A 22229-nucleotide genomic window follows, 5' to 3' on the forward strand; every position below is an offset into this window, starting at 1 on the left:
CACTTTTGCCTCGGCTAGACTTTTACAAAGTCGCCGAGGCTTTGTTCATACTATTGCAATAAAGCATTGTCACAATATAACTGTTTTAATTTTTCAGTACTCACTAATGCCTAATACTAGAACCATTCAATTTGAACTTTATACACACACAGATCCCCTGTTTCCAATTGGTAAGGCGTCTGCGCTAGATGAAATCGTATTTGATACGCAAGGTGAAGAGCTTGTTCTTGATTGTTTGTTACCTAGTGACGCGGTCAGCGGTAACAAGTTAATTATTACTGCGACACACTTAGATGCTAGATATGTGAACTTTAGTGGTAGGTTACAGCTGGATGATATGGATATTATGCGCGGATCTGTCGAGTTGATCTTGCAAGGTAGTGGGCAAGCTGGAAGCTACATGACACAGCTTAGTTTAATTGGTGATACCGGCGGCGTTAAAAATATAGTAGACGCGCAAGTAGAACTTACGCATCCACTGCATGGAAAAGACACAGTAGAGCAGTCATCAAAAAGTAATCAACCGTTTTTCAAGACTTTATCTACTAAGCTATCTGAACTAAAAAATGACGTTTTGAATGGGTTGGCGCTACAAAGGTAGTGATATTTTGCCCATTGTTAAGCTGGAACTGTCTGTATTCCGATCCCCATTCATAACAGCTTCATTCGCTAAAATAGCAAATAACACAGCCTCTTTAGATTCTGCACAAATACCGTTTTGATCCACAATAGTGATATTTATGTCCGATACTAGCAAGTTTCTAATGCTCGTTATCAAAAAAGCGTTATATGCCCCACCACCACTTACAAGTATGTCTAATTCAGAATCTATGCCTAGTATTTCAATGTGTTTTACGATACATAGCGCAGTAAACTTGTTTAATGTGGCCAGTACATCCTGATGGGCAAGTTGACCGAGACCCAAAGCATCTAAAGTACTTTCGATTAAAGACAAGTTAAATAATTCGGGACCAGTTGTTTTAGGCATGGGTTGGCTAACAAAATCCAACTCTAATAGTGCTTGTAGTAATGGTTCACTTACTCTTCCTGAGGCAGCAAAACGGCCGTCTTCATCATATTCTAGATTGAGGTGTTTTCGAACATACTGGTCCATAATGGTATTACCTGGGCCAATATCTGAACAGATCAAATCGTTACCTAGGCTACTTTTTTTGATCAAAGTAAAGTTCGCGATGCCGCCTATATTCAATAGTAATGTGTGCCGTTTTTCATGAGCAAACAGGCAGTAATCTCCATATTGGGCTAAGGGGGCACCTTCATAGCCCGCCGCAATATGTTTTTGCCTAAAATCAGAGAGCGTAATTATCCCTGTATTTACCGCGATGTGATCGCCATCACCTATTTGCAAAGTTGCATTGTTAAAATCATGGTATTCATGAAAGCTGTTTGGACAGTGGTATATTGTCTGTCCGTGACTTGCAATCAAATCGATGTCTTTGCTGTCTATGTTCCAACTTTGCAGTTGCTCGTTGATGCACTTTGCATGCAGCTCCCCTATCCAAGGGTTAAGCAATGTAAGGTATTTTAGGTCTACTTGCTCTTTTGCAAACACATTCAAAATTTTCGATTTAGTCGCTTTGTCGTACGCTATAGTTGCGAAGTGAGATACCTCGCAATAAGTGTCCCTACCGTGACCTGAGATTTTGCATACTGCGATGTCCAAACCGTCTAATGACGTTCCGCTCATTAGACCAATAATAATACGTTCTGATTTTGTAGCTAGGTTATATAGTTTGTCTATGTAGGGGTTCATAATTACTGCTTGAGATTATTAGAAGTTAAAACTGATATAATGGGGTAAATATTGTAACCTAGCTCTATGGTCATGTTTACGCTGGCGCCGCCATCAACAGTAATTTTTTTTGGTAATGAGCTAAGTTTTGTGACATCACCGTTAGCATACATGACAACTATTTGTTCTGGTTCTAGTATTCTTCGCCCTGAAGAAAGGTTTTCAATGCTAACAAGTACGGCTCGGTTTCCATCCTCGTTTGACATTGCGATAGTACTTTTAATTTTAAAATCGCTTTTTTGCGGTCTTATTTTATCTTCTCGATAAAACTCATAAACATTTATAGGCGGCAAGTAGCTATCCATCGTATAAGGTTTTTCTTCCGCTGAAGATGATAAGGAAATTATGAGAAGACCGAATATGGTTAAATAGTTCAAATATACCTCCTAGCGAAACCCCTTGGGCTGTGCTTCTTTTAGAATATTGTTTATTTCTGGCTCTAACCTGCGAATAGCATCATTAACTGCTTGTATTTCTTTTTTTGAGAAGTTTGTTCGGCTGAGCATAAAGTGTATTGCATTATCATTGACGATATATGAGTGTAACCTTAACCCGTCGTATCCCAGCCTGTTAATATAGTAATAGCCGCTATATTCATCTTCAATTAGAAAATCGATTCGTTTTTTATTTACGAGTTCCATTCTCCTAGATGCACTAGAAACTTCAACTAAACGCTGTCGATACCAGGCAATTTGTAAAATTTGTTTAAGTTCTTCACCGTAGTATGCACCGGGGTTAGTAACAAATGTGTACTCTTCGGCAAACAACTCTGTCAGGCTTTTAACAGGTGGTAAGTCTAACCTCGTAAATAGGCGCATTCTTTCTCGCCTATACGGTATGGTAAAGTGGGCATTTTGCGCTCTTTCAATGTTAAAACTAGCTGAGGGAAGAACGTCGACAAATCCTTTGTAGAGTTCGACTAGACCCCTAGCTGAACTGGGCAAACGCAAAAACTGAATGCATAGTTTTGCTTCTGCAAATACAAGTTTTGTGATAGCGATATCTACACCGTTTGGTACATCATCTTTATATGTGATGTAGGGAGGCCAATTGCCGCCAATTCCGATTTTTTTTTCTGACTTACAGTTGGGGGCAGAATGTGCGAAGTTTGTTATAAAAATAAGTGTAAGTATTAGTCGTTTCACATTCTTTTTCTGGGTGGAATTATAAATTTATTATGATTTATTTGTAGAAAAAAACAAAGGTGCTTCGCACCTTTGTTTTTTGAGGTTGGCCTATCCTTAGGTCAATTGATGACACCGTCATCAATATCAACCCGATAATGAAGATTCATTAAAGCGCTTTCCAAACCTGCGCTTTGCCAGGTTCCTCACCTCTAGTCCACCATTTAGCTTGATATAATGCGCCATTGTGTGAAACTTTATCACCGCCAACATATACAGTGTTTGCATCCCATGGAGCCGCACCTACATCTACGTTTTTGATAGTTACGTCAAACGAAGATGAAGTTGTATATGTGCCATCTGATACATCAACAGTCACAGTGACCTTAGTATCTTGTGCTACTTCGCCTGCGGTTAGAGATACTGAAGAACCTTGACCAACTACAGTTAAGCTAGCAGGAACACTCCAAGTGTACGTTAGAGGATCATTGTTCGGATCAGTTGCAACAACCGATACGTTCACTGATTTGGTTTCTTCAACTGTCGCGTTACTAATAGGCTGTACGACGGGAGCACCAGCTGGCACTTCTGCCTTAACAAGTACCGAAACTGTCTTTTCAGTCGCGGCATTTTGGTCGTCTGTCACAACAATCTTCAATTGATAAGTTGTATCAGTAGTTACTGTTGGTGCAGTAATACCCACTGTTGCAGTGTTTGCACCTGTTAATGTTAAGCCTTGAGCTGACCAAGCATAAGTTAACGCTTGTCCTTCTGGGTCAGTTGCATTAACGGTTAAGTTAGTCGCTTGACCTGAATTTAATGTCAGGTTCGCGTCAACGTTTACAACTGGCGCTCTGTTTACTGGCATGCCACCAGTTAAGCCGTCATACATAGCGTTTAGGATGTCGCCATTATCCGCATCGATTTCCCAAGCGAATAGGCCGCCTAAATTATGAAGGTTAACGTACTGGCCTTTTGCAAGAACTGAACGAGGACTATCGTAAGTAAGTAGTTTTCCTTTCGACTTATTCCACACCCATGCCGCTTCAGCTTGCTCATCGTATCCAACTGTGAACCCGTTAATGCCATTCCCGCCGCCAACTAGGTTTTTAGCAATGGCTTTATAGTCCATGATGCCCGCTTCCCATACACCTTCACTGGTTGAGCCTGAGTATTTTCCGTTACCTGGCGCAGTCATTGGGTTACCTGGAATTGTCGTATTTGAATCTAGTACTCCATCCCAGCCACGGCCATACATAGCGGCACCAACAACGATTTTTTTCGAGTTTACACCTTGTGCTAGTAGCGCCTTAACAGCATTATCAAGTGTATAGGCAGGACCTTTTCTAGGCTCGCCGTTGTCATCTAATCCAGTGCCGTCACATTCGCCTTGGCTTAGATGTGAACCGCAGTAAAGAGCAGTTTGGTGTCCTGTTACATTGTTCCAGCCGCCGTAAAAGTCATAGGTCATAGCGAAGATATAGTCCATGTACTGTTGAGCAACTTGGTAGTCTACGTCTTCAATTTTGTCATAACCTGAACCAATCGCAGAAGTCAGCTCGTATTTACGGCCCGTTTCTGCTTCCAACTCGTCCAACATTACTCTAAGTTCTTGCATTAATGCGATATATGCAGGGCCGTCATTGACTGGATCGCCTAGACCTGGGTTTGGACCATCGCCACCTGGGAATTCCCAGTCAATGTCTACACCGTCGTAGAATTTCCAAGTTTTAAGGAACTGCTTCATTGAAGCAACGAAAGTGTCCCTATTCGCTTTAGTAGTAAAGCCATGGAACGGGTCCGAAAGTGTCCAACCACCCACTGAAGGTAGGATTTTAAGGTCTGGATAACGTTGTTTAAGGGCCATTAGCTGAGCATATGTACCACGGATAGGATCATTGTTATCCGTACCTGGAAGTGTCTTTTGTACCGCAGCCCACGGATCGTGAATTACTACTTCATAATCTTGTGAATCAGCACATGCTTTTTGCAAGGCGCGCCAGCTGTTTCCGTTCTCAATTTCTTTTAAAGATTCATTAGCGCCACAAATTGGAATAAAACCATAAAGCAAGTGAGATAAGTTGTGTGCTGGAATATTTGATACGTCGAAGTCACGACCATAAATACCCCACTCAACAAAATACGCACCTGTAACCATACCTGGAATAGTACCGTTATTGGCATTATTTGGATCTACATCCATTGTCAATGGCTGTAAGTGACCACCATCAGTATCAGCAATCACAATTGGCTTCCCTGCACTTTTTGCACAACCTGTCGCATCACATATTTCTAGATAAAGCGTATGACGACCTGATTTAGTGTAAGGGAAAGTAACTGTCCCGCCTTTGGTGCCAGCTGCCAACGAGCCTTGGTTTACAACTTGATTATCAAAATAGACTTTGTAACTATCGCCGCCAGTACCGCTCCATGAATTCCACTTAATGTTTACTGTGACCACATCCTTAGCTTGTACAATCTGTTTATATGAACCGTTACCCTCTAGATTTACGTCTACAAAAGAGTAAGTTTGTGGTTCCCAGCTGATCTGTGGTGCTGAAGGCGCTGCCATGAGCCCAGTAGACATTAGAGCCAGTCCTATAGCTGCAGTTAAATTATTAATTTTCATTACTATCTCAACCTTATTTTACATGTTATATCCAAACCCCAATAAATTGGAGTGACCTTTACATCTGTTTAAATCTTTTTCCAAACTTGCGTGGTGCCAGGCTCTTCACCTCTGTTCCACCATTTAGCTTCGTAATCAACACCTTTGTGACTCACCTTGTCGCCTGCTACATAAGTTTTGGATTTACTCCAAGGCTTTAGCGCACTAACGACATCTTTAACTGTGATGTCTGCTGTAGTCGTTGATGAAAGCTCTCCATCCGAGACGCTGATATTTATCGTATAGTTTGTATCCGCTGCGACATCAGACGCTTTGAGTGTTATGGTTGCGCCAGTTCCTGTATATGTCAGGCCGCTAGGCACGTCCCAGGTGTATGTCAAATCCATCGTGTGTTCGTCAAAAGCATGAACATGAAGCTGTGTTTCAGTGAGCTCATTCATAACGATAGGGTCTGGTTTATGTACTGTTGGTGGCGTATTTGGCTGCTTAACTTGGATTGTTAAGTTATATGTATGTGCTGCATCAGCCACATAAACTTCATTACTAAGTAAGTTGTTTTGGTCGAAGTTTACATTGCCTGCCGCATCCTTAACGCCAACCTGCACATCAGTCGCGTAATTTGTGTTAAGCGTGGTTGCTAAATCTGTTTGCCAATTTGCGGCGTTCGTCGTTGTTATTTTTAGAGATTGTTTAACTATTTCTTGCCCATTTGCATCAAAAATACGTGCCCATACTGTATCTCCGGCATTGGCATCTTGTCCTTGTTTGATGAAATAGCCAGCGGAATACCAATTTACTGGTTGCGTGTCTGACACGATATTTATATCAGAGCAATTGTAAAATCCTTCTCCCGCGACGTCGTTGCGTTGCCAACGTGTGTACAATACTGCTCTGCCACTTCTATCTTGTGGAATGTTAACAGTCATTTCGTAGAATTTTTTACCGTCAGGGTCCGTAACAAAATTTATGTTGCCAACTTCAGTGATTAGATCTAGGTCAGTCCAGTTTAAAAGATCTGTAGTTGGGTTGTAGGTTGGCTTAGTTAGATAAAACTTCCAAAAACTTGGGTTGTGAGGTGTCGTGGCACGAAATCGTACAGCAACATCTCCGTTTGCATTTGGTTTGATGTCTGTTGTTTGCCAGTCTGTGTGAGGTAGGTTCATACCTCGTTTTTCATTTGAGCCAGCAGCACAAAGTGTTCCGTTAGGCACTGCGGCTTCTACGGCTGCTTGATTATTGTAGTCAGCGATTAGAGAGGCGAATTCATGTTCTTGAACAAACTGTACATAACCTGATTCTAAAAACGCCGCTCGACAAGCAAGGTTCGGAATATTTGAGCCGTCATCCGGCCACCAATAACCGCCTTGGGCTTCACATATGGATTGTCTAGCTTTTGGATGATCCATAAAGCCGTGTGCTGCAACGTTCACAGAATGCAATGACAAATACGCTGTGCATGCGACAGAAACAGAGGTTAGTACCTTTCCTTTTATAGTTTTCATTTCGCTCACCTTATTGACTACATGTTGTTTTTGTTAAGTACTCAAATGGATGGTGGAGGTCGCCCTCCACCGACTTTTAGTTAAAGCGAGCAGACTTTTTGGTAGTCTGAGCTCGTAGATGGTTGTTTATTACTCCACCATTTCGCCTTGTATACGCCTTTTCCATCGATGATTAAATCACCTGCTCCGGCATGGGTTTGACGTGGGAATGTAGGGTAAACTACGATATCCGCAATAGGTGTACCTTCACAGTGAGTGATTGGGCCACCGTTACCATCACCTGGTTTTGCAGCTGGTAGCGTAGGATGTTCAAACTTAAATGCGTAACGCTTGCCATCTTTTTCAGCAGTGAAGTTAACTGGGCCTGTTACCGGCATGTAATACATCACTTGTGCATTGATAGTTTCTCCTGGCGCAAATGATTTAGGCGTATTACCCCACTCGTTCACTAATGTAATTGAGAATCTGTGGAAATCATTGTCAAAACCACCGATATTGTTACCTGCCGCGTTGGAGTTGTTTACGTCTACTGCCATTTTAAGTTTTTCTTGGGCGTTCCAATTAGACTTAAATATTGCAGACGTTGACACCGGCACATCGAATGATATTTTTGCGCCAGAGAGGTCAATATTCGAATTGTTGGTAAACGCAAATGTCGGTGCTATTGGGTAATTGTCGTCGCCAACAGGGAAGCTTTTAGCTTCGAATGAAACATCAACCTGCTCAGTTGGTACTTGGAATGCTATATCGCCTCTGTGAATATCATATTGTGAGCCTGACTGCTTAAACTTGTCATATGCAAGTGTTGTCATGCTCGAACCCATGAAATATTCGCCTTTAGCTGCGTCATAATCAAAGTCACCAGCTAGCTCCCAGAACATGATGCCGCCTAAGCCTTGGTTAATAACGTAATCAACTTTTGTACCCATGGACTCTTCGTCTTCAATTGAAATAAAGACGTTCTTTTGTGCATTCCATAGCCAAGGTGCAACTGCTACCGAGTCATAGTGGCGAGCATATGTACCAGTTAACTGGTCCGCAGGATCCGTATCCGGTGTTAATCCGTATGCAGCTAGGTAGCTAGGCACAACTCCGTTTTGTAAATTCTTTGCATGCCATAGAGGGTTTGAACCCGCGGGTACTTCTAGACCTACATCGTTCTTGTCATGCCAAAGGTTGTCAATGCCTATCGCGCCATTGCCACATTTGTTCTTTTCACCAGAACCTGTACCTGGAGGACAGTCGGCCTGATTCGGTAGCGGAGCTTGTCCCCATAGGCCATTTGTACCGCCCTGAACGTTTTGGAATCCGCGAGTATAGTAAGGAATACCAATGTTAATACGTCCAGCTGACAAACCACCTTGGAAGTATTTAACAGCCCAATCAGTGTTTAAGTAGCCAATGCCTTCAAATTCTTTGGTGCCATACACATCCCATGCTTTAAGCTCTGAATCTTCACCTGTATCGTATAGCGCCGCATTGTGACCAACGTGTGAGTTCCAAGCACCGTGTAAGTCATAAGACATGATGTTTACGTAATCTAGGTACTTAGTTGTTTGGAAAGTTTCCATACCGCGTAACAAATACCCAGAAGATGGCGATGCAATTGTTAGCATGTAGTGAACGCCGTCTTGCTGACCTGCTTTATCAAGTTCTTCACGAAGACGCTTCATTAATACTTGGTAAGATGCATTTAGGCCAGCTCTTCTTGCATTCGAAATTGGGAAATCATCTGGGTGGCCAGAGTCTTTCATTGAAGAAGGATATTCATAGTCGATATCAACACCGTCAAATCCATACTTGCGGATAAACTCAACAGAACTGGCAACAAACGTCTCAATACCTGCATTGTTAACAGAGCCGTCAGCGTTAGTAGTCATAGTGTAGAAACCACCGCTGTTAACACGCTTGCCGTCTGGCCCGAAGAAACCGCCGGTTTCAGCCCACCCACCAACACTGATTAGCGTTTTAACATCAGGGTATTGCTTTTTGTATTTGTTAAGTAGGTTAAAGTGGCCTTTGTACGGTAGTGTTGGGTCTAATTCAGCACCTGCTACGCCTGGCCATTCCATGTTGGTAGCTGGATTTCCTGCTGCATTTGGATCGCCAATTGATACTTTATTACCTGCATCGACATGGGCAAATGCGTAGTTGATGTGAGTAATTTTATCCCAAGGGATGTCATTAACAAGATATGATGGTTGGCCGTTTGCACCGTTTCTCCAACTCGTGAAGTAACCAATTACACGGCGAGGATGATCCGGTCCCATCAGTTCGCGACCATTGGCGTCGTAAATTGTACAGTAAGGTGTATTTACGCCCGGAGTTTGGTACAGACCGTCTGGCTTACATGCATCTCTATCGCCCGGAACTTGAGCACCTACCTGAAGCTGAGTGGTAACACTCGTAACAGCGTTGTCATTATCAGTCACAGTTAAAGTGAAGTTGTAAGTTCCATCAGCTTCGGCTACCCAAGTATGGTCTGAAGCTGTACCGTTTGTGGCTAATACTTCAGTTCCATTAACAGCAAAACTTAGTTTGGTTAATGTTCCATCAGCGTCAGTCCCTGAAAGTGAGAAAACTACCTGACTACCTACCACTAGCTCAACTGGTTTAGATTTGATATCAAGTGTTGCAACGGGCGCTTCGTTGACTGGCGTCGCCGTTTTAACCGTTAGCAGGTTTGTCAAAACATTTGATGCTTCGTTCTTGTCATCAAATGCTTTTGCGCTTATTTGGTACTGGCCTGGTTGGCCCGCGGTCCAGTTTGTGTCGAATACATCAGCTGTACCAGTTGAGTCAGTCGCAATCAGTGCGTTATCAACATAGAACTCAACTCGGTTAACGTTTCCGTCAACGTCAACTGCATTTACGCTAATGGCAACGCTGTCATTTTGGTTAAATTCAGAACCGTCGATTGGTTTTAACTGACTGATTACCGGAGGCTTATTTACACCTGAACCGGCGCAATCGCCAAGCTTTTTCCACTCCTGATTTGGGCCTGAATGTGATGCTGGCTCTGATCGTGTCCACCATTTTGCTTCATAGGCAGCGTTGTTTTGAACGACTTGATTACCGCCTACGTAAGTAGATCCACTTTGCCAATCGGCTAATCCAGTACAGTCATAAGCATGTGCATACGTTGTGCTAATTGCAATTGCTATCGAGCTCAACTTGAGCGCATTTATAATATGATTTCTCATTTTCATTTTATCACCAACCTTTACATTAATTGTGATTAACATTTGTTAAATAAAGCTAACATAGAAATTAAACACGTCAATGTTGCTGTGGTTAAATAATGAGCATCTTTTTCTGGTTGTTAATACTTATGTACTGCTTTTAAAGTGGCTATATGAAATAAATTAATTTTCGCACTGAAAACCAACGTATGAATCCAATTCATCTCTTTTTTAGGTAAAATCTTATACTATTGCATATATAACAGTTGGTTAATTAATATCTGTGTCTGAAGTAGGTCTAAATGTAAACTTTCGCATTAAAAAAAGTTATGCGAAAGTTTACGTGCACGTAAATTTAAAATGGTTATATATTATATTTATTGGTTATATAAATTAATCATTAAATCTTCGTGAAATTGACTTTGCGCAGGGACTTTCAAAATACTTGGTTGAATGTTAAGTGAATGACATTAGACTTATGTCTAATGTCTAACTATAAATAGGCTTTTGTAGACAGGGGCTTAGGCTAAATAGTCAGCGGTAATTCAAGGTTAAGAGTTACACCAGAATCAGGATTGTTGCTGATTGATACCGTACCATGGTGATTTGAAATGATGCCATATACCACAGCTAAGCCCATTCCAGTCCCCTCTCCTAATGGTTTCGTTGAATAAAATGGGTCGAATACGCGATTTATATCAGCTTCTTCTAAGCCTGCGCCGTTATCCTTTATTCTGATAATGGCTTTATCATTTGACTTGTAGGCGGATATTTGGATTGTTCCTCGAAACGACGGATCAGCGTTTTTTACTTTAGCGCATGACTGGGCCGCATTAACTAGAGTGTTGATCAACGCTTGGGTTAAATTGGGTTTACTGCCTTTTAGTAGTAGGTTTTGCTCGCAAGTTACATCAAGCTGCAGGAGCTTAAGTTTGTTCTCTAACAATTGTGTAGCGTGCTCAATGACGTCAGAAACCTCAAACTCTAATAAACTGTCGCTTTTAGGTTTGGCAAAGTCGAGTAAGTTTTTTACTATTGCGCTGATCCGCTCACACCCTTCTTTGCAATCTTGAGAAATATCGCTAAGGTCCTCGATTAATTCTGCAATGTCTGTAGTTTTTTGTAGCTTATGAAATTGCTCAAAAAACTCGTCTCGGGAAACTTCATCCTTTATATATTTGCTTGTTAGGGACAAATAGTCATTCATATCTTTTGAGTAGACAGCGAGTGTGTCTATGTTACAAGTAAGGTACGCTAGAGGGTTGTTTATTTCATGTGCGACGCCAGCTGAAAGCGTACCTAAGGTCGCCATTTTTTCTGACTGTACTACAGCGACTTGTTGACGTTCTAATAGTTCTAACTTTTTCTCAAGTTCTACATTAAGTGCATATAACTTTGTTGTTTTTTCCTCTAGCAACTCTTCTAATTTATCTCGTGCTTGCTTCTCTCTCATGTACGCTTTGTAATAATTTTGCATAGCTAGCCGTGTTTTATAATGAAAGTACACATTGAATCACCGTGATGGCTACAAGTTGTTTGTTGTATATCAACACTTTCATTAAAATGCTGGGCACAACCATAAATTAAACCCTCAGCGCAAAAACAAAGCTGCCGAGGCGAATTATATATTAACTTGATTGTTTCTGAGTCCAATACACTTGCGTCAATCACTGGTAAATTTGGCTCATCATACAGTTTTTGAACCTCACTGTGGATCACCTTGTCTATGGACAGTATAAGGTCCTCGAAACTATGAAACTCGTTAACGATTGAAGTATGTTTTTTTGCTAGAAACGAAAACAAGTAAGTCCCGAACGCTTTTAATGTCTCCGGCATGCTCAAGTTTAGAGTTTTTGAAACGCTTGTAGCTAAAGCGACAAGCTCTTCGTCCGGATAAGACTGTGCACTAATATAGACTCTATCACTGGGGCAATGCTGCTCTAAAAGTTCTTCCCACAAATCCATTCCTTTTGTTTCGATAACAAGTTCTTCCAAGCAGCGGAAAATCACACCTTTCATAATATACTCTCTTTGATTTTATTTTCTTGTTTCGAACCGTCCAAATACCTAGTCAGAGATTGGATGTCAACGTTATCAGACCCGAATATGTCTTGAGCTTTTTTGCTGTCGAGGCAATTTAATGAAACCGAACTGATGAGGTCATTGGACGACAAGTCGGAAGCATTAAGTATAGTACGCCTCTTTTCAACGATGGTTGGGTCGACTCCCCAAATAATAGCAAAGCGATCTAATAATTGAATTTCGTATGTTTTCATCGAAATTTCGTGAAGGTAATCACGAAATATGTGATTTAAAACATAGCTTAACACTATATGGAAGATATCTTCAGCATCCTCTTGGTGAACGGCGTTGTGAATTGCGAATCTATAAGAACGCGCAGCCCAATCGTAGTAGTGCTGAAACGCAGCCCTTATCTTATTCAAACCAACAGTGTCGATCAGTTGATCTGTTATGGCTTCAAGAATATGGATTAACTTGTAAGTAATCTCGAGACATTTGCTGCTAAGTTGCGAAGCTTTAGTGTCGAAGCAAACAGTCTCATTTAATTTATCTAGTTGGTGATTGCCGGTGGAACCATTGCTAATAATTTCTGAGCATGTTTTCTCATCTGGTACTGGAATATAAGGGATAAGCCCCAATTGAATTTGCGATTCTTCTTCAAAGTGCACTTTGCCAATTTGGACTAAAAGGTTGCCCAAATGTTTAATGTCACCGATTGAGAAAGGCTTTGGAAGAAATAAGTTAGCCGGTATATTTTTAGAATTAGTTTGTAAATGTTCTAAATCACCAGACATCAATACTCTAATTGTTTTGGGGCTGTGCTGTTGCACAATTTTTAGTACGTCCACGCCGTTTAAAAAAGGCATTTGAAAGTCAGTGATAAACAAATTGAATTCGACTTCTGAGTTAGTCAAATAATGGTCGACCAATGTGGCGTCATTTAGCGTTACTACGTTATCTATTCCAAGTACGCGAGACAATGATTTAGAGAGTGCCCGAAGGATCAATTTGTCGTCATCTAATATCAACACATTCGTCGATTTTATTTTCATCAAAGTGTGCCTATTTTGTTGTTTCTTATTAAAGTTTAGTCTAATTTTAAAACTAATAACAAATCAATAATGGTGAGTAGGAGCACATTTAATAAATGAATGATGAGCCGATTGTTGTACTTTGTCTTGATGATGAAGAAAGTGTATTGAAGTCACTAGGTAGGTTATTGAGACAAAATGGAATAAAAGCAGAGCTTTTTCAATCCGGGAATGAAGCACTCGATCGTGTTCGTGAAATTGATTTTGATGTGATTATTTCCGATATGAGAATGCCAAATATGGATGGGGCTGAATTCTTAACTCATGCTAAAGCTATCTCACCGGACGCGAGAAGAATACTACTCACCGGTTACTCAGATATACAAGATACCATCAATGCAATTAACAGTGGTGGAATACACGGTTATCTGCAAAAGCCTTGGAACAATGAACAATTAGTACGGGAGATAAACAAGGCTGCTGAGCTTACAAAGCTTAAAAAACAAAATGATGCGCTGCAGAAAAAAATTCAGTCTCAAAACGAAGAACTTAAAGAACTAAATACCAACTTAGAAAACCTGGTAGAAAAGCGAACCTCTCAAATAAGACAAGTACTTAAACAGCTTGAAGCGGCGAACGAAAACGAAAAAAAAGAACATAGAAGCACGGTTGAGCTACTTTATAATTTTATCAATGCGAACCCCCACTTGGACGCTGACAAAGCAAAGAATATCGCTAAATTGTGTTATCAGGTAGCAAAAGGCTTATCACTAAGCGCCGAAATAGCCGATATGGTGCGTATGTCCGGGTATCTTTCACAAGTCGGCTTGTTGGCAATGGATCCTAGTTTATATGCAAAGCCATTCCACGAATTAGACAGCGAAAAGAAGAAGCTATTTTTAACCCACCCTTCAACTGCTCAACTAATGCTGATGCCAGCTCAGCATTTGAGCGATGTTGCCGAAGCTATTTATAGTCAGTTTGAAAAGTACAATGGTCAAGGCGTGCCAAAAGGTTTAAAAGGCAAAGAGATCCCCATAGGTGCTCAAGTACTCGCAGTTGCTCGAGATTACATGGAGCACATGTATCAAAGTCAAAGACCTATGGGCGAGCGCAAAGAAAATGCTTTAGAGATAATCAAAATGTACAGTGGCAGTTTTTATCACCCTAAAGTGGTTGAATCTCTATTAAGCGTGCTGTCAAAAGATCAGGAAGAGACTGATAAAGTAGGTAGTATGAGCATTTTAACAGCGCAGCAACTTAAGCCAGGAATGGAGCTCGGTCTAGCGATGCACAATGCGCAAGGAATTATGCTATTGCCCAAAGGCCATGTTTTCTCAGACAATTCTATATCTAAGTTGCAGCAACTAGAGTTACAAAAACCGAACCCTTTTCGCATAATGGTAGTCGATAATTAATGATATTAGTTATGTTAAATTAGCTATTAAGAATCTTCATTAGTAATCTAGATCGTGATAATTGGACAGTTCATGCGTTCAACACTGTGAGAACACATCATACATATGCTAGGCTTAGCACCGTTAATTTTATCGTGGAATAATTAAATCGCAGATCATCACACGATAGAGTGTTGAAGTGTTGAAGTGTTGAAGTGTTGAAGTGTTGAAGTGTTGAAGTGTTGAAGTGTTGAAGTGTTGAAGTGTTGAAGTGTTGAAGTGTTGAAGTGTTGAAGTGTTTAGAAAACTGCGCCTAGATATCTAGGCGCAGTGTGAGAATACTTATTTGTTGAACTTTTCAGCTAAATACAACCAAGTTTCTAATACTGTGTCAGGGTTAAGAGATACGGTGTCAATACCCTGCTCTACTAACCAAGCGGCGAAGTCTTCATGATCCGATGGACCCTGTCCACAAATACCGACGTATTTACCTTTTTCTTTGGCTGTTTTTATAGCCATCGACAGTAACTTTTTGATTGCGGGGTTTCTTTCATCGAACAGATGCGCGATAAGGCCTGAGTCTCTGTCCAAACCAAGAGTTAACTGAGTAAGGTCATTTGAACCAATTGAGAAGCCATCAAAATACTCTAAAAATTCGTCTGCTAATAATGCGTTTGAAGGTAGCTCACACATCATAATGACACGCAAACCATTCTCGCCACGTTTTAAGCCGTGCTCTTCTAGAAGCTCGATAACTTTCGCTGCTTCTTCTAACGTTCTAACAAATGGAATCATGATTTCAACATTTGTTAGGCCCATTTCATTACGGACGCGTTTGATAGCTTCGCATTCAAGAGCAAAACACTCTCTGAAATCTTCTGAGATATAACGAGATGCACCACGGAAGCCTATCATCGGATTTTCTTCTTCCGGCTCATACTGTTGGCCACCGATCAAGTTAGCGTATTCGTTTGACTTAAAGTCTGACATACGAACGATAACTTTTTCTGGTGCGAACGCAGCGCCTAATGTAGAAATACCTTCAACCAATTTTGCAATGTAGAACTCTACTGGTGACTCATAACCAGCAATAATATCTTCGATTTCGGACTTAAGTTCTTGCGATTGAGTATCAAAGTTAATAAGTGCTTTTGGATGAACGCCGATCATTCTGTTAATGATAAACTCTAGACGCGCTAAGCCAATACCCGCGTGAGGTAACTTAGCAAAGTCAAATGCACGATCTGGGTTACCCACATTCATCATGATTTTCAAAGGTAAGTCAGGCATTGAATCAATACGAGATGAAATTACTTCGTACTTTAACTGACCTTGATAAATGTATCCTGTATCACCTTCGGCGCAGGACACTGTTACTGCGTCTCCGTGCTTAATTGTGTCAGTTGCATTTCCGCAACCTACAACTGCAGGAATACCAAGCTCGCGAGCAATAATTGCAGCGTGGCATGTTCTTCCACCGCGGTTTGTAACAATAGCAGAAGCGCGTTTCATGATTGGTTCCCAGTCAGGGTCAGTCATGTCTGTAACCAGTACATCGCCTTGCTGTACTTTGTCCATTTCATCAATAGATGATAATACTCTTACTACACCAGTGCCGATTTTGTGACCAATCGCTCTGCCTTCACATACAATCTCAGATTTTTCTTGAAGCTGGAAACGCTCCATTACATTTGAATCTTCGTTTGAACGTACTGTTTCTGGGCGAGCTTGAACAATGTACAACTTGCCATCATTACCATCTTTGGCCCACTCGATATCCATTGGTCTGCCGTAGTGTTTTTCAATGATTACAGCTTGCTTGGCCAGCTCTTGCACTTCTTCATCTGTGATAGAAAATTTATTTGAAAGTGCAGGATCCATATCCACAATTTCAACTTGCTTGCCATGAGATTCGTCAGACGAGTAAATCATTTGGATCGCTTTGGAACCAATATTTCTACGCACAACAGCAGGCTTATTGTTTGCTAAAGTTGGCTTATGAACATAAAATTCGTCTGGGTTTACAGCTCCTTGAACGACCATTTCACCAAGACCGTAACTTGATGTAACGAATACAACATCTTCAAAACCTGATTCAGTGTCGATCGAGAACATGACACCAGAAGATGCTTTGTCTGAACGGACCATTCTCTGAATACCGGCAGAAAGCGCAACACCCCTGTGGTCATAGCCTTGGTGTACACGATATGAAATTGCACGGTCATTGAAAAGAGATGCGAACACGTGCTTGATAGCGACCATTACTGCATCAATACCACGTACGTTTAAGAAAGTTTCTTGTTGTCCCGCAAATGAAGCGTCAGGCATATCTTCAGCTGTCGCAGAAGATCTTACAGCAAATGAAACGTCATTGCTTTGATCGCCATGGAGGGTTGAATATGCTTCGCGGATTGCGTTGTCTAATTCTGGTTGGAAAGGAGTGTCGATTACCCATTGTCTGATTTGGCTACCTACTTTTGCCAACTCGTTGACGTCTTCAACGTCTAGGGTGTCTAAAATGGTGTGAATTTTTTCGTTTAGCCCTGACTGCTCAAGGAATTCATTAAAAGCTTCTGCCGTGGTTGCGAAACCACCAGGCACTTGTACACCAGCGTTAGCAAGGTTAGATATCATTTCACCTAGAGAAGCGTTTTTACCACCAACTCGAGGTACGTCTTGCATACCCAATTCTTGATACCAGAGAACGTAGTCTTGCACGGAACTGTCTCCAAAAACAAATTGTAATAAATGTGAGAGATTAATTGACCTTCCTTTAGGTCGAAGGCATTCTACAACGGTAAGTATAGCTACGTAAACCAAGACTTGAAAAAATACTAAAAAAGTAATGAAAAGGTTAAGATGAGAACAGCTTTTTATATATCAGATGGCACTGCCATTACAGCAGAAGTTTTTGGGCATGCGACTTTATCGATGTTCCCTGTAGAGTTTGATCATAAAACACTACCGTTCATAGAATCTGTGGAAAAAGCGCAAGCAGTAAAAGCCACTATTGATAAATTGGCGGATTCAAGTGGAGAACCACCGTTAGTGTTTTTTACATTCGTAAATCCAGAATTGTCCGATATTATTTTGTCCTCTAAAGGTGTTTGTTATGACTTTTTGTCTTACGCGAGTGAAATAGTGAAGCGAGAGTTAAAAGTCAAACCTGTACCTAAGGTACATAGAACTCATAGTATCCATGAAAAGACTTATGATTTCCGGATTTCAGCGGTAAATTACGCACTTGCAAATGACGACGGTGCAAATATAAAAGATTATGATGAAGCAGATATTATTTTGGTGGGGGTCAGTCGAAGTGGTAAAACCCCTGCTAGCCTTTATCTTGCGCTACAGTACGGGATCAAAGCAGCAAACTACCCTATCACCGAAGATGATCTAGAGAAGGGTAATTTTCCTCGATTTCTTATTGATCATAAGAACAAACTATTTGGTTTAACAATTGACCCAGAAAGATTAGCTTCTATCAGACAAGAAAGAATGGCCAACTCTAAATATGCCTCTCTAAGACAGTGCAGAATTGAAGTAAGGGAAGTTGAGATGTTGTTTAAGAAGCATAAAACACCATTTCTAAATTCTACAAAGTTTTCAGTAGAGGAAATATCAGCGAAGATAATAGCTGAGGCCGGATTATCACGAAACAAATATTAAAAAAGCCGCTTAACGCGGCTTTTTATTAAACTCTATCTCTTGCATCTTTGAGTAAGTCTGCAACTAAGAAACCTAGCTCTAATACTTGGTCAGCATTGAGTCTTGGGTCACATTGAGTTCTGTACCTTTGAGCAAGATCTTCATCTGATAGGCCATATGCACCACCAATACACTCAGTAACGTGTTGCCCAGTCATTTCTAAATGAACGCCACCAGGGTACGTGCCTTCTGATTTATGTACCGCGAAAAATTGGCTAATCTCTCGCAATATATTATTGAAGCTTCTCGTCTTGTAGCCAGTACTCGCTTTTTCAGTGTTGCCATGCATTGGATCGGAAGACCAAACGACATTGCGACCTTCACTTTTAACTTTGCGAACCAAATTCGGGAGCTTTTCTGGTAATACATCAGCACCCATACGTGTAATAAGCGTTAGCCTACCTGGAATATTATCTGGGTTTAATGCATCGATAAGTCTGATCAACTCGTCGGGATCCATACCAGGACCAACTTTCACACCAATCGGATTCTTAATTCCTCTAAAGAATTCAATGTGCGCATGATCTAGCTGTCTAGTTCTTTCACCTATCCAAACAAAATGAGCCGAACAGTCGTACCAATCCCCTGACAAGTGGTCTCTTCTGGTAAGCGCTTGTTCATAGCCTAGAAGTAATGCTTCATGGGATGTGTACAAGTGGGTCTCTTTAAGGCTAGGTGCCACAGAAGCGTCAATGCCACAAACTTCCATGAATTCAAGAGCGTCTTGAATTCGGTTTGCCATTTGTTGGAATTTATCTTTGAGAGGATTAGCTGCAACAAAGCTCATATTCCAACGACTTACTTGGTGTAAATCAGCTAAACCACCTTGAGCAAAAGCTCTCAATAAGTTTAATGTTGATGCACTATGGTGGTACGCTTTCATAAGTCTGTTTGGATCAGGGATCCTAGCGTCTTCAGTAAACTCAAAATTATTTATAATGTCGCCACGGTAAGATGGCAATGAAACACCGTTTATTGTTTCATAATCTGAAGAGCGCGGCTTTGCATATTGTCCGGCCATTCGTGCAATTTTTACGACTGGGCATTTACCACCGTAGGTCAAAACGACTGCCATTTGTAGCAGAGTCTTAAATGTGTCTCTTATATTTGTTGCGCTAAAGTCAGAAAATGACTCCGCACAATCTCCACCCTGTAATAAAAATGCTTTTCCGTTACATACATCTGCTAAGTTCTTATACAAGCTTCTTGTTTCTTCAGCAAAAACAAGTGGAGGCGCGGCATTTAACTCAGACTCTACGTTTGTCAGCAATTTTTTGTCGGGATATTCAGGTTGTTGGACTATTGGAAAGTCTCTCCAACTGTCTGGACTCCAAGGTTTCATTTCTCATTCCTCATTAGTTACCTCACCATGCACGTTAACGTATAGGACGGTTGGCTTCAAGCACAAATTAGTGAAATATCGAATAATTTTATAATTCAAAAGTGATAGGTTCATTTTTGAACCATAGTCATAATCCATGAACCATGCCTATTCTAAGAACACATCATACTTTATCGATTTGAATTCATAGCAACACCTGAGTGTAACTAAATTATAGCAACCAAAAGTAGTGCAAATTTAATAGTACTCTTATGTTTAATTGCGAGTTTTGAAGTTATAACAAAAAACTATTCGATGATTTTCGCATAACTCCATTAATTGCACTTATCTATAATCGATCTTAATTAAAGAAAAGCGCTCAGTTCAGGGGGTTATATTTGTACTAGCAATAGGTGGATACCTTGGAATAGATTATTTTAATTTCCCTAGCAGTTCCACCTTTGTTTTTATATATTTGAAAGCTTTTTAACATAATATATTAATAGACAAAGACGCTTTTAAAACTAACCAGTCGTGGTGATGAAAGTTAGAAGAATTGACAAGCCTACAAATGGCCTAAGTCTTATATAAACCATAACACGCCCCTAACAAGAAAGCCTGGATTCATAACTGGACCTTTGGTATAGATAAGCTCATCAATGAACCATAGTTAAATAAAGAATAAGTATTGAATTTAAAAGTCAAAATAGGCATACCTGCTTACCTTTACAAAATCAACGATCAATACGACTTTGTAAACAACTAGTCTGAATGGCCACTATCACGACAAGTGCAATTGGTCCAATCTCGGTAATTAAGAAAAATTAATGAAAATGATGTTTCCCGATTGTCTACTCGATAGCGTTTATGCATCATAATTTTTTGTCTAAAGTATAGACAGAAACCAGCGACATAAGTGAGTGCTTACTCGGGCCAAGAAGTCTGTTTTTAAGGATTCCAACAAATGATAGCTTAAATATGGTTCTTCTTTGATAGACATTGTGCCTGTTCCAAAAACTGAACTCACAAAAAATCTATCGTTTCTGTTTTTAGCAATTGCTTAGGTTCAATAGCTTGTTATACAAGCTGGATTGGAGCAATTTTAGGTATGTCATTATATTCAGTAAAGTATCACTGAAAGTTATGTTTTTAATTATCACGCCGATTTTTAGTTATGATATAAATAAGGCTTCGCACTCACTGTGTTTTCTGTCTCCTATTTTTGCTACGCGGAATGACAAAGTCATATGTGTTCATAAAACCTGTTGTTCTAAATAAAAGTTTTAACTACAGCTCATAAAAGCCCGAAACACTTGATTTAAGTAAATTTAACTGCCAGAATTATAGGAACACATCATACTATGTAAAGATAACCTAAATCCACATAAAAATGCTAAATTAATTTATAAGCCATCATCAAAACAACGTTCTTCCTAGTGAAAATTTGGTTCTTTATAAAAGCATTTTGGGCGTTAATTTTATACAACATGCATTATGTTAAATTCTTACCTAAACTTCTTACCTAAACTTCTGAACTAAACTTCTTACCTAAACTTCTGAACTAAACTTCTTACCTAAACTTCTGAACTAAACTTCTTACCTAAACTTCTTACCTAAACTTCTGAACTAAACTTCTTACCTAAACTTCTGAACTAAACTTCTGAACTAAACTTCTGAACTAAACTTCTGAACTAAACTTCTGAACTAAACTTCTGAACTAAACTTCTGAACTAAACTTCTGAACTAAACTTCTGAACTAAACTTCTTACCTAAACTTCTGAACTAAACTTCTGAACTAAACTTCTGAACTAAACTTCTGAACTAAACTTCTGAACTAAACTTCTGAACTAAACTTCTTGTTAACTTTTGACTTTATAACTTTAAAAACGCTTTCCGAAATTAAAGACCGAACAAACTTTACTTAGTTCACTAGAACAACAATAACAACACGGCTAGATAATTATTGATAATAACGCTTTCAAAATTGATGCTATTAGAAGGTGTCTAATCTAGTTTGCAATAATCGGACTAACTTCGCAGAATTAGTCTCATCAGATTCGAGCCCAAAAACCTGTATTTCTATAAAACACCTATATATGTTGATTTAAGTCAGGGAGCAAACAAAGTTGATAAAGAAAAAAAAATTAACTATTATATAAAGGAACACATCATACATAATCGTTAATAAATGCCATTCCTGCCAACGATTAGTTACTGACATTATCTCCAAAATACTAATTTTTAAAAGTTTTTGAGTTTGAAATATCTTTTCCAAAGAATACAACTTATCTATCTGTCAAAATTTAGATATTCAATTTTCTAATTTTAACAAAAACTAAGTCATCAATAGCATGATGTGTTCTCTGATACTCCGATTTCTGATACTCCGATTTCTGATACTCCGATTTCTGATACTCCGATTTCTGATACTCCGATTTCTGATACTCCGATTTCTGATACTCCGATTTCTGATACTCCGATTTCTGATACTCCGATTTCT

14 protein-coding genes are annotated in these 22229 nt (G+C 40.0%); 3 read left to right on the forward strand and 11 right to left on the reverse strand.

Going from position 1 to position 22229, the window contains the following annotated elements:
• Positions 1 to 106: 106 nt before the first annotated feature.
• The gene (locus QNM18_RS16735; protein WP_284137862.1) at positions 107 to 601 is read left to right on the forward strand and encodes a hypothetical protein; all 495 of its coding nucleotides are present in this window, start codon (positions 107 to 109) and stop codon (positions 599 to 601) included.
• Here QNM18_RS16735 and QNM18_RS16740 read toward each other — a convergent pair.
• The 9 genes from QNM18_RS16740 to QNM18_RS16780 all read right to left on the reverse strand — a co-directional run bounded on the left by QNM18_RS16740 (position 590) and on the right by QNM18_RS16780 (position 13324).
• Positions 590 to 1774, reverse strand: coding sequence for an anhydro-N-acetylmuramic acid kinase (locus QNM18_RS16740; RefSeq protein WP_284137863.1), 1185 nt, complete (start codon positions 1772 to 1774; stop codon positions 590 to 592). The two genes, QNM18_RS16735 and QNM18_RS16740, sit on opposite strands and share 12 nt — an antisense overlap.
• A 2-nt stretch (positions 1775 to 1776) precedes the next feature.
• Positions 1777 to 2190 (reverse strand): hypothetical protein, encoded by a 414-nt coding sequence (locus tag QNM18_RS16745; RefSeq protein WP_211008849.1) that lies wholly within the window; start codon positions 2188 to 2190, stop codon positions 1777 to 1779.
• A 9-nt stretch (positions 2191 to 2199) separates the two neighbouring features.
• Positions 2200 to 2958: a substrate-binding periplasmic protein gene (locus QNM18_RS16750; protein WP_284137864.1), complete on the reverse strand. Its 759-nt coding sequence runs from the start codon at positions 2956 to 2958 to the stop codon at positions 2200 to 2202.
• Between the two features lie 148 nt (positions 2959 to 3106).
• Positions 3107 to 5566, reverse strand: a complete 2460-nt coding sequence (locus QNM18_RS16755) for a glycosyl hydrolase family 18 protein (protein WP_284137865.1) — start codon at positions 5564 to 5566, stop codon at positions 3107 to 3109.
• Positions 5567 to 5634: 68 nt separating this feature from the next.
• Positions 5635 to 7068: a lytic polysaccharide monooxygenase gene (locus QNM18_RS16760; protein ID WP_211008851.1), complete on the reverse strand. Its 1434-nt coding sequence runs from the start codon at positions 7066 to 7068 to the stop codon at positions 5635 to 5637.
• An 80-nt stretch (positions 7069 to 7148) separates the two neighbouring features.
• Positions 7149 to 10277 (reverse strand): glycosyl hydrolase family 18 protein, encoded by a 3129-nt coding sequence (locus QNM18_RS16765; protein WP_284137866.1) that lies wholly within the window; start codon positions 10275 to 10277, stop codon positions 7149 to 7151.
• A gap of 499 nt (positions 10278 to 10776) precedes the next feature.
• Positions 10777 to 11727: a sensor histidine kinase gene (locus QNM18_RS16770; protein WP_211008853.1), complete on the reverse strand. Its 951-nt coding sequence runs from the start codon at positions 11725 to 11727 to the stop codon at positions 10777 to 10779.
• 2 nt (positions 11728 to 11729) lie between these two features.
• Positions 11730 to 12269 carry a heme NO-binding domain-containing protein gene (locus QNM18_RS16775; RefSeq protein WP_284137867.1) on the reverse strand — a complete coding sequence of 180 codons (540 nt, stop codon included), beginning with the start codon at positions 12267 to 12269 and terminating at the stop codon, positions 11730 to 11732.
• Positions 12266 to 13324 (reverse strand): response regulator transcription factor, encoded by a 1059-nt coding sequence (locus QNM18_RS16780; protein ID WP_284137868.1) that lies wholly within the window; start codon positions 13322 to 13324, stop codon positions 12266 to 12268. Before QNM18_RS16780 ends, QNM18_RS16775 begins: the two co-directional genes overlap by 4 nt.
• 95 nt (positions 13325 to 13419) lie before the next feature.
• Between QNM18_RS16780 and nosR the strand changes: the two genes are divergently transcribed.
• Positions 13420 to 14721 carry a response regulator c-di-GMP phosphodiesterase, NosR family gene (gene nosR / locus QNM18_RS16785; protein ID WP_284137869.1) on the forward strand — a complete coding sequence of 434 codons (1302 nt, stop codon included), beginning with the start codon at positions 13420 to 13422 and terminating at the stop codon, positions 14719 to 14721.
• 321 nt (positions 14722 to 15042) lie between these two features.
• Here the strand turns inward: nosR and ppsA are convergent, their stop codons facing one another.
• Complete coding sequence (gene ppsA, locus QNM18_RS16790) at positions 15043 to 17418, reverse strand: phosphoenolpyruvate synthase (RefSeq protein WP_284137870.1); 2376 nt, start codon at positions 17416 to 17418, stop codon at positions 15043 to 15045.
• A gap of 141 nt (positions 17419 to 17559) precedes the next feature.
• Between ppsA and ppsR the strand changes: the two genes are divergently transcribed.
• Positions 17560 to 18369, forward strand: a complete 810-nt coding sequence (gene ppsR, locus QNM18_RS16795; protein ID WP_211008858.1) for a posphoenolpyruvate synthetase regulatory kinase/phosphorylase PpsR — start codon at positions 17560 to 17562, stop codon at positions 18367 to 18369.
• A gap of 25 nt (positions 18370 to 18394) precedes the next feature.
• Here ppsR and QNM18_RS16800 read toward each other — a convergent pair whose 3' ends face one another.
• Positions 18395 to 19750 (reverse strand): class II 3-deoxy-7-phosphoheptulonate synthase, encoded by a 1356-nt coding sequence (locus tag QNM18_RS16800; RefSeq protein WP_284137871.1) that lies wholly within the window; start codon positions 19748 to 19750, stop codon positions 18395 to 18397.
• Positions 19751 to 22229 lie beyond the last annotated feature (2479 nt).

Origin of the sequence: Pseudoalteromonas obscura, assembly GCF_030135505.1 — a bacterium.
GTDB lineage: Bacteria > Pseudomonadota > Gammaproteobacteria > Enterobacterales > Alteromonadaceae > Pseudoalteromonas > Pseudoalteromonas obscura.

Coding starts and splice junctions, on each gene's coding strand:
- QNM18_RS16735 (WP_284137862.1), top strand. CDS start 107: ATGCCTAATACTAGAACCATTCAATTTGAACTTTATACACACACAGAT.
- QNM18_RS16740 (WP_284137863.1), bottom strand. CDS start 1,774: ATGAACCCCTACATAGACAAACTATATAACCTAGCTACAAAATCAGAA.
- QNM18_RS16755 (WP_284137865.1), bottom strand. CDS start 5,566: ATGAAAATTAATAATTTAACTGCAGCTATAGGACTGGCTCTAATGTCT.
- QNM18_RS16760 (WP_211008851.1), bottom strand. CDS start 7,068: ATGAAAACTATAAAAGGAAAGGTACTAACCTCTGTTTCTGTCGCATGC.
- QNM18_RS16765 (WP_284137866.1), bottom strand. CDS start 10,277: ATGAAAATGAGAAATCATATTATAAATGCGCTCAAGTTGAGCTCGATA.
- QNM18_RS16770 (WP_211008853.1), bottom strand. CDS start 11,727: ATGCAAAATTATTACAAAGCGTACATGAGAGAGAAGCAAGCACGAGAT.
- QNM18_RS16775 (WP_284137867.1), bottom strand. CDS start 12,269: ATGAAAGGTGTGATTTTCCGCTGCTTGGAAGAACTTGTTATCGAAACA.
- QNM18_RS16780 (WP_284137868.1), bottom strand. CDS start 13,324: ATGAAAATAAAATCGACGAATGTGTTGATATTAGATGACGACAAATTG.
- nosR (WP_284137869.1), top strand. CDS start 13,420: ATGAATGATGAGCCGATTGTTGTACTTTGTCTTGATGATGAAGAAAGT.
- ppsR (WP_211008858.1), top strand. CDS start 17,560: ATGAGAACAGCTTTTTATATATCAGATGGCACTGCCATTACAGCAGAA.
- QNM18_RS16800 (WP_284137871.1), bottom strand. CDS start 19,750: ATGAAACCTTGGAGTCCAGACAGTTGGAGAGACTTTCCAATAGTCCAA.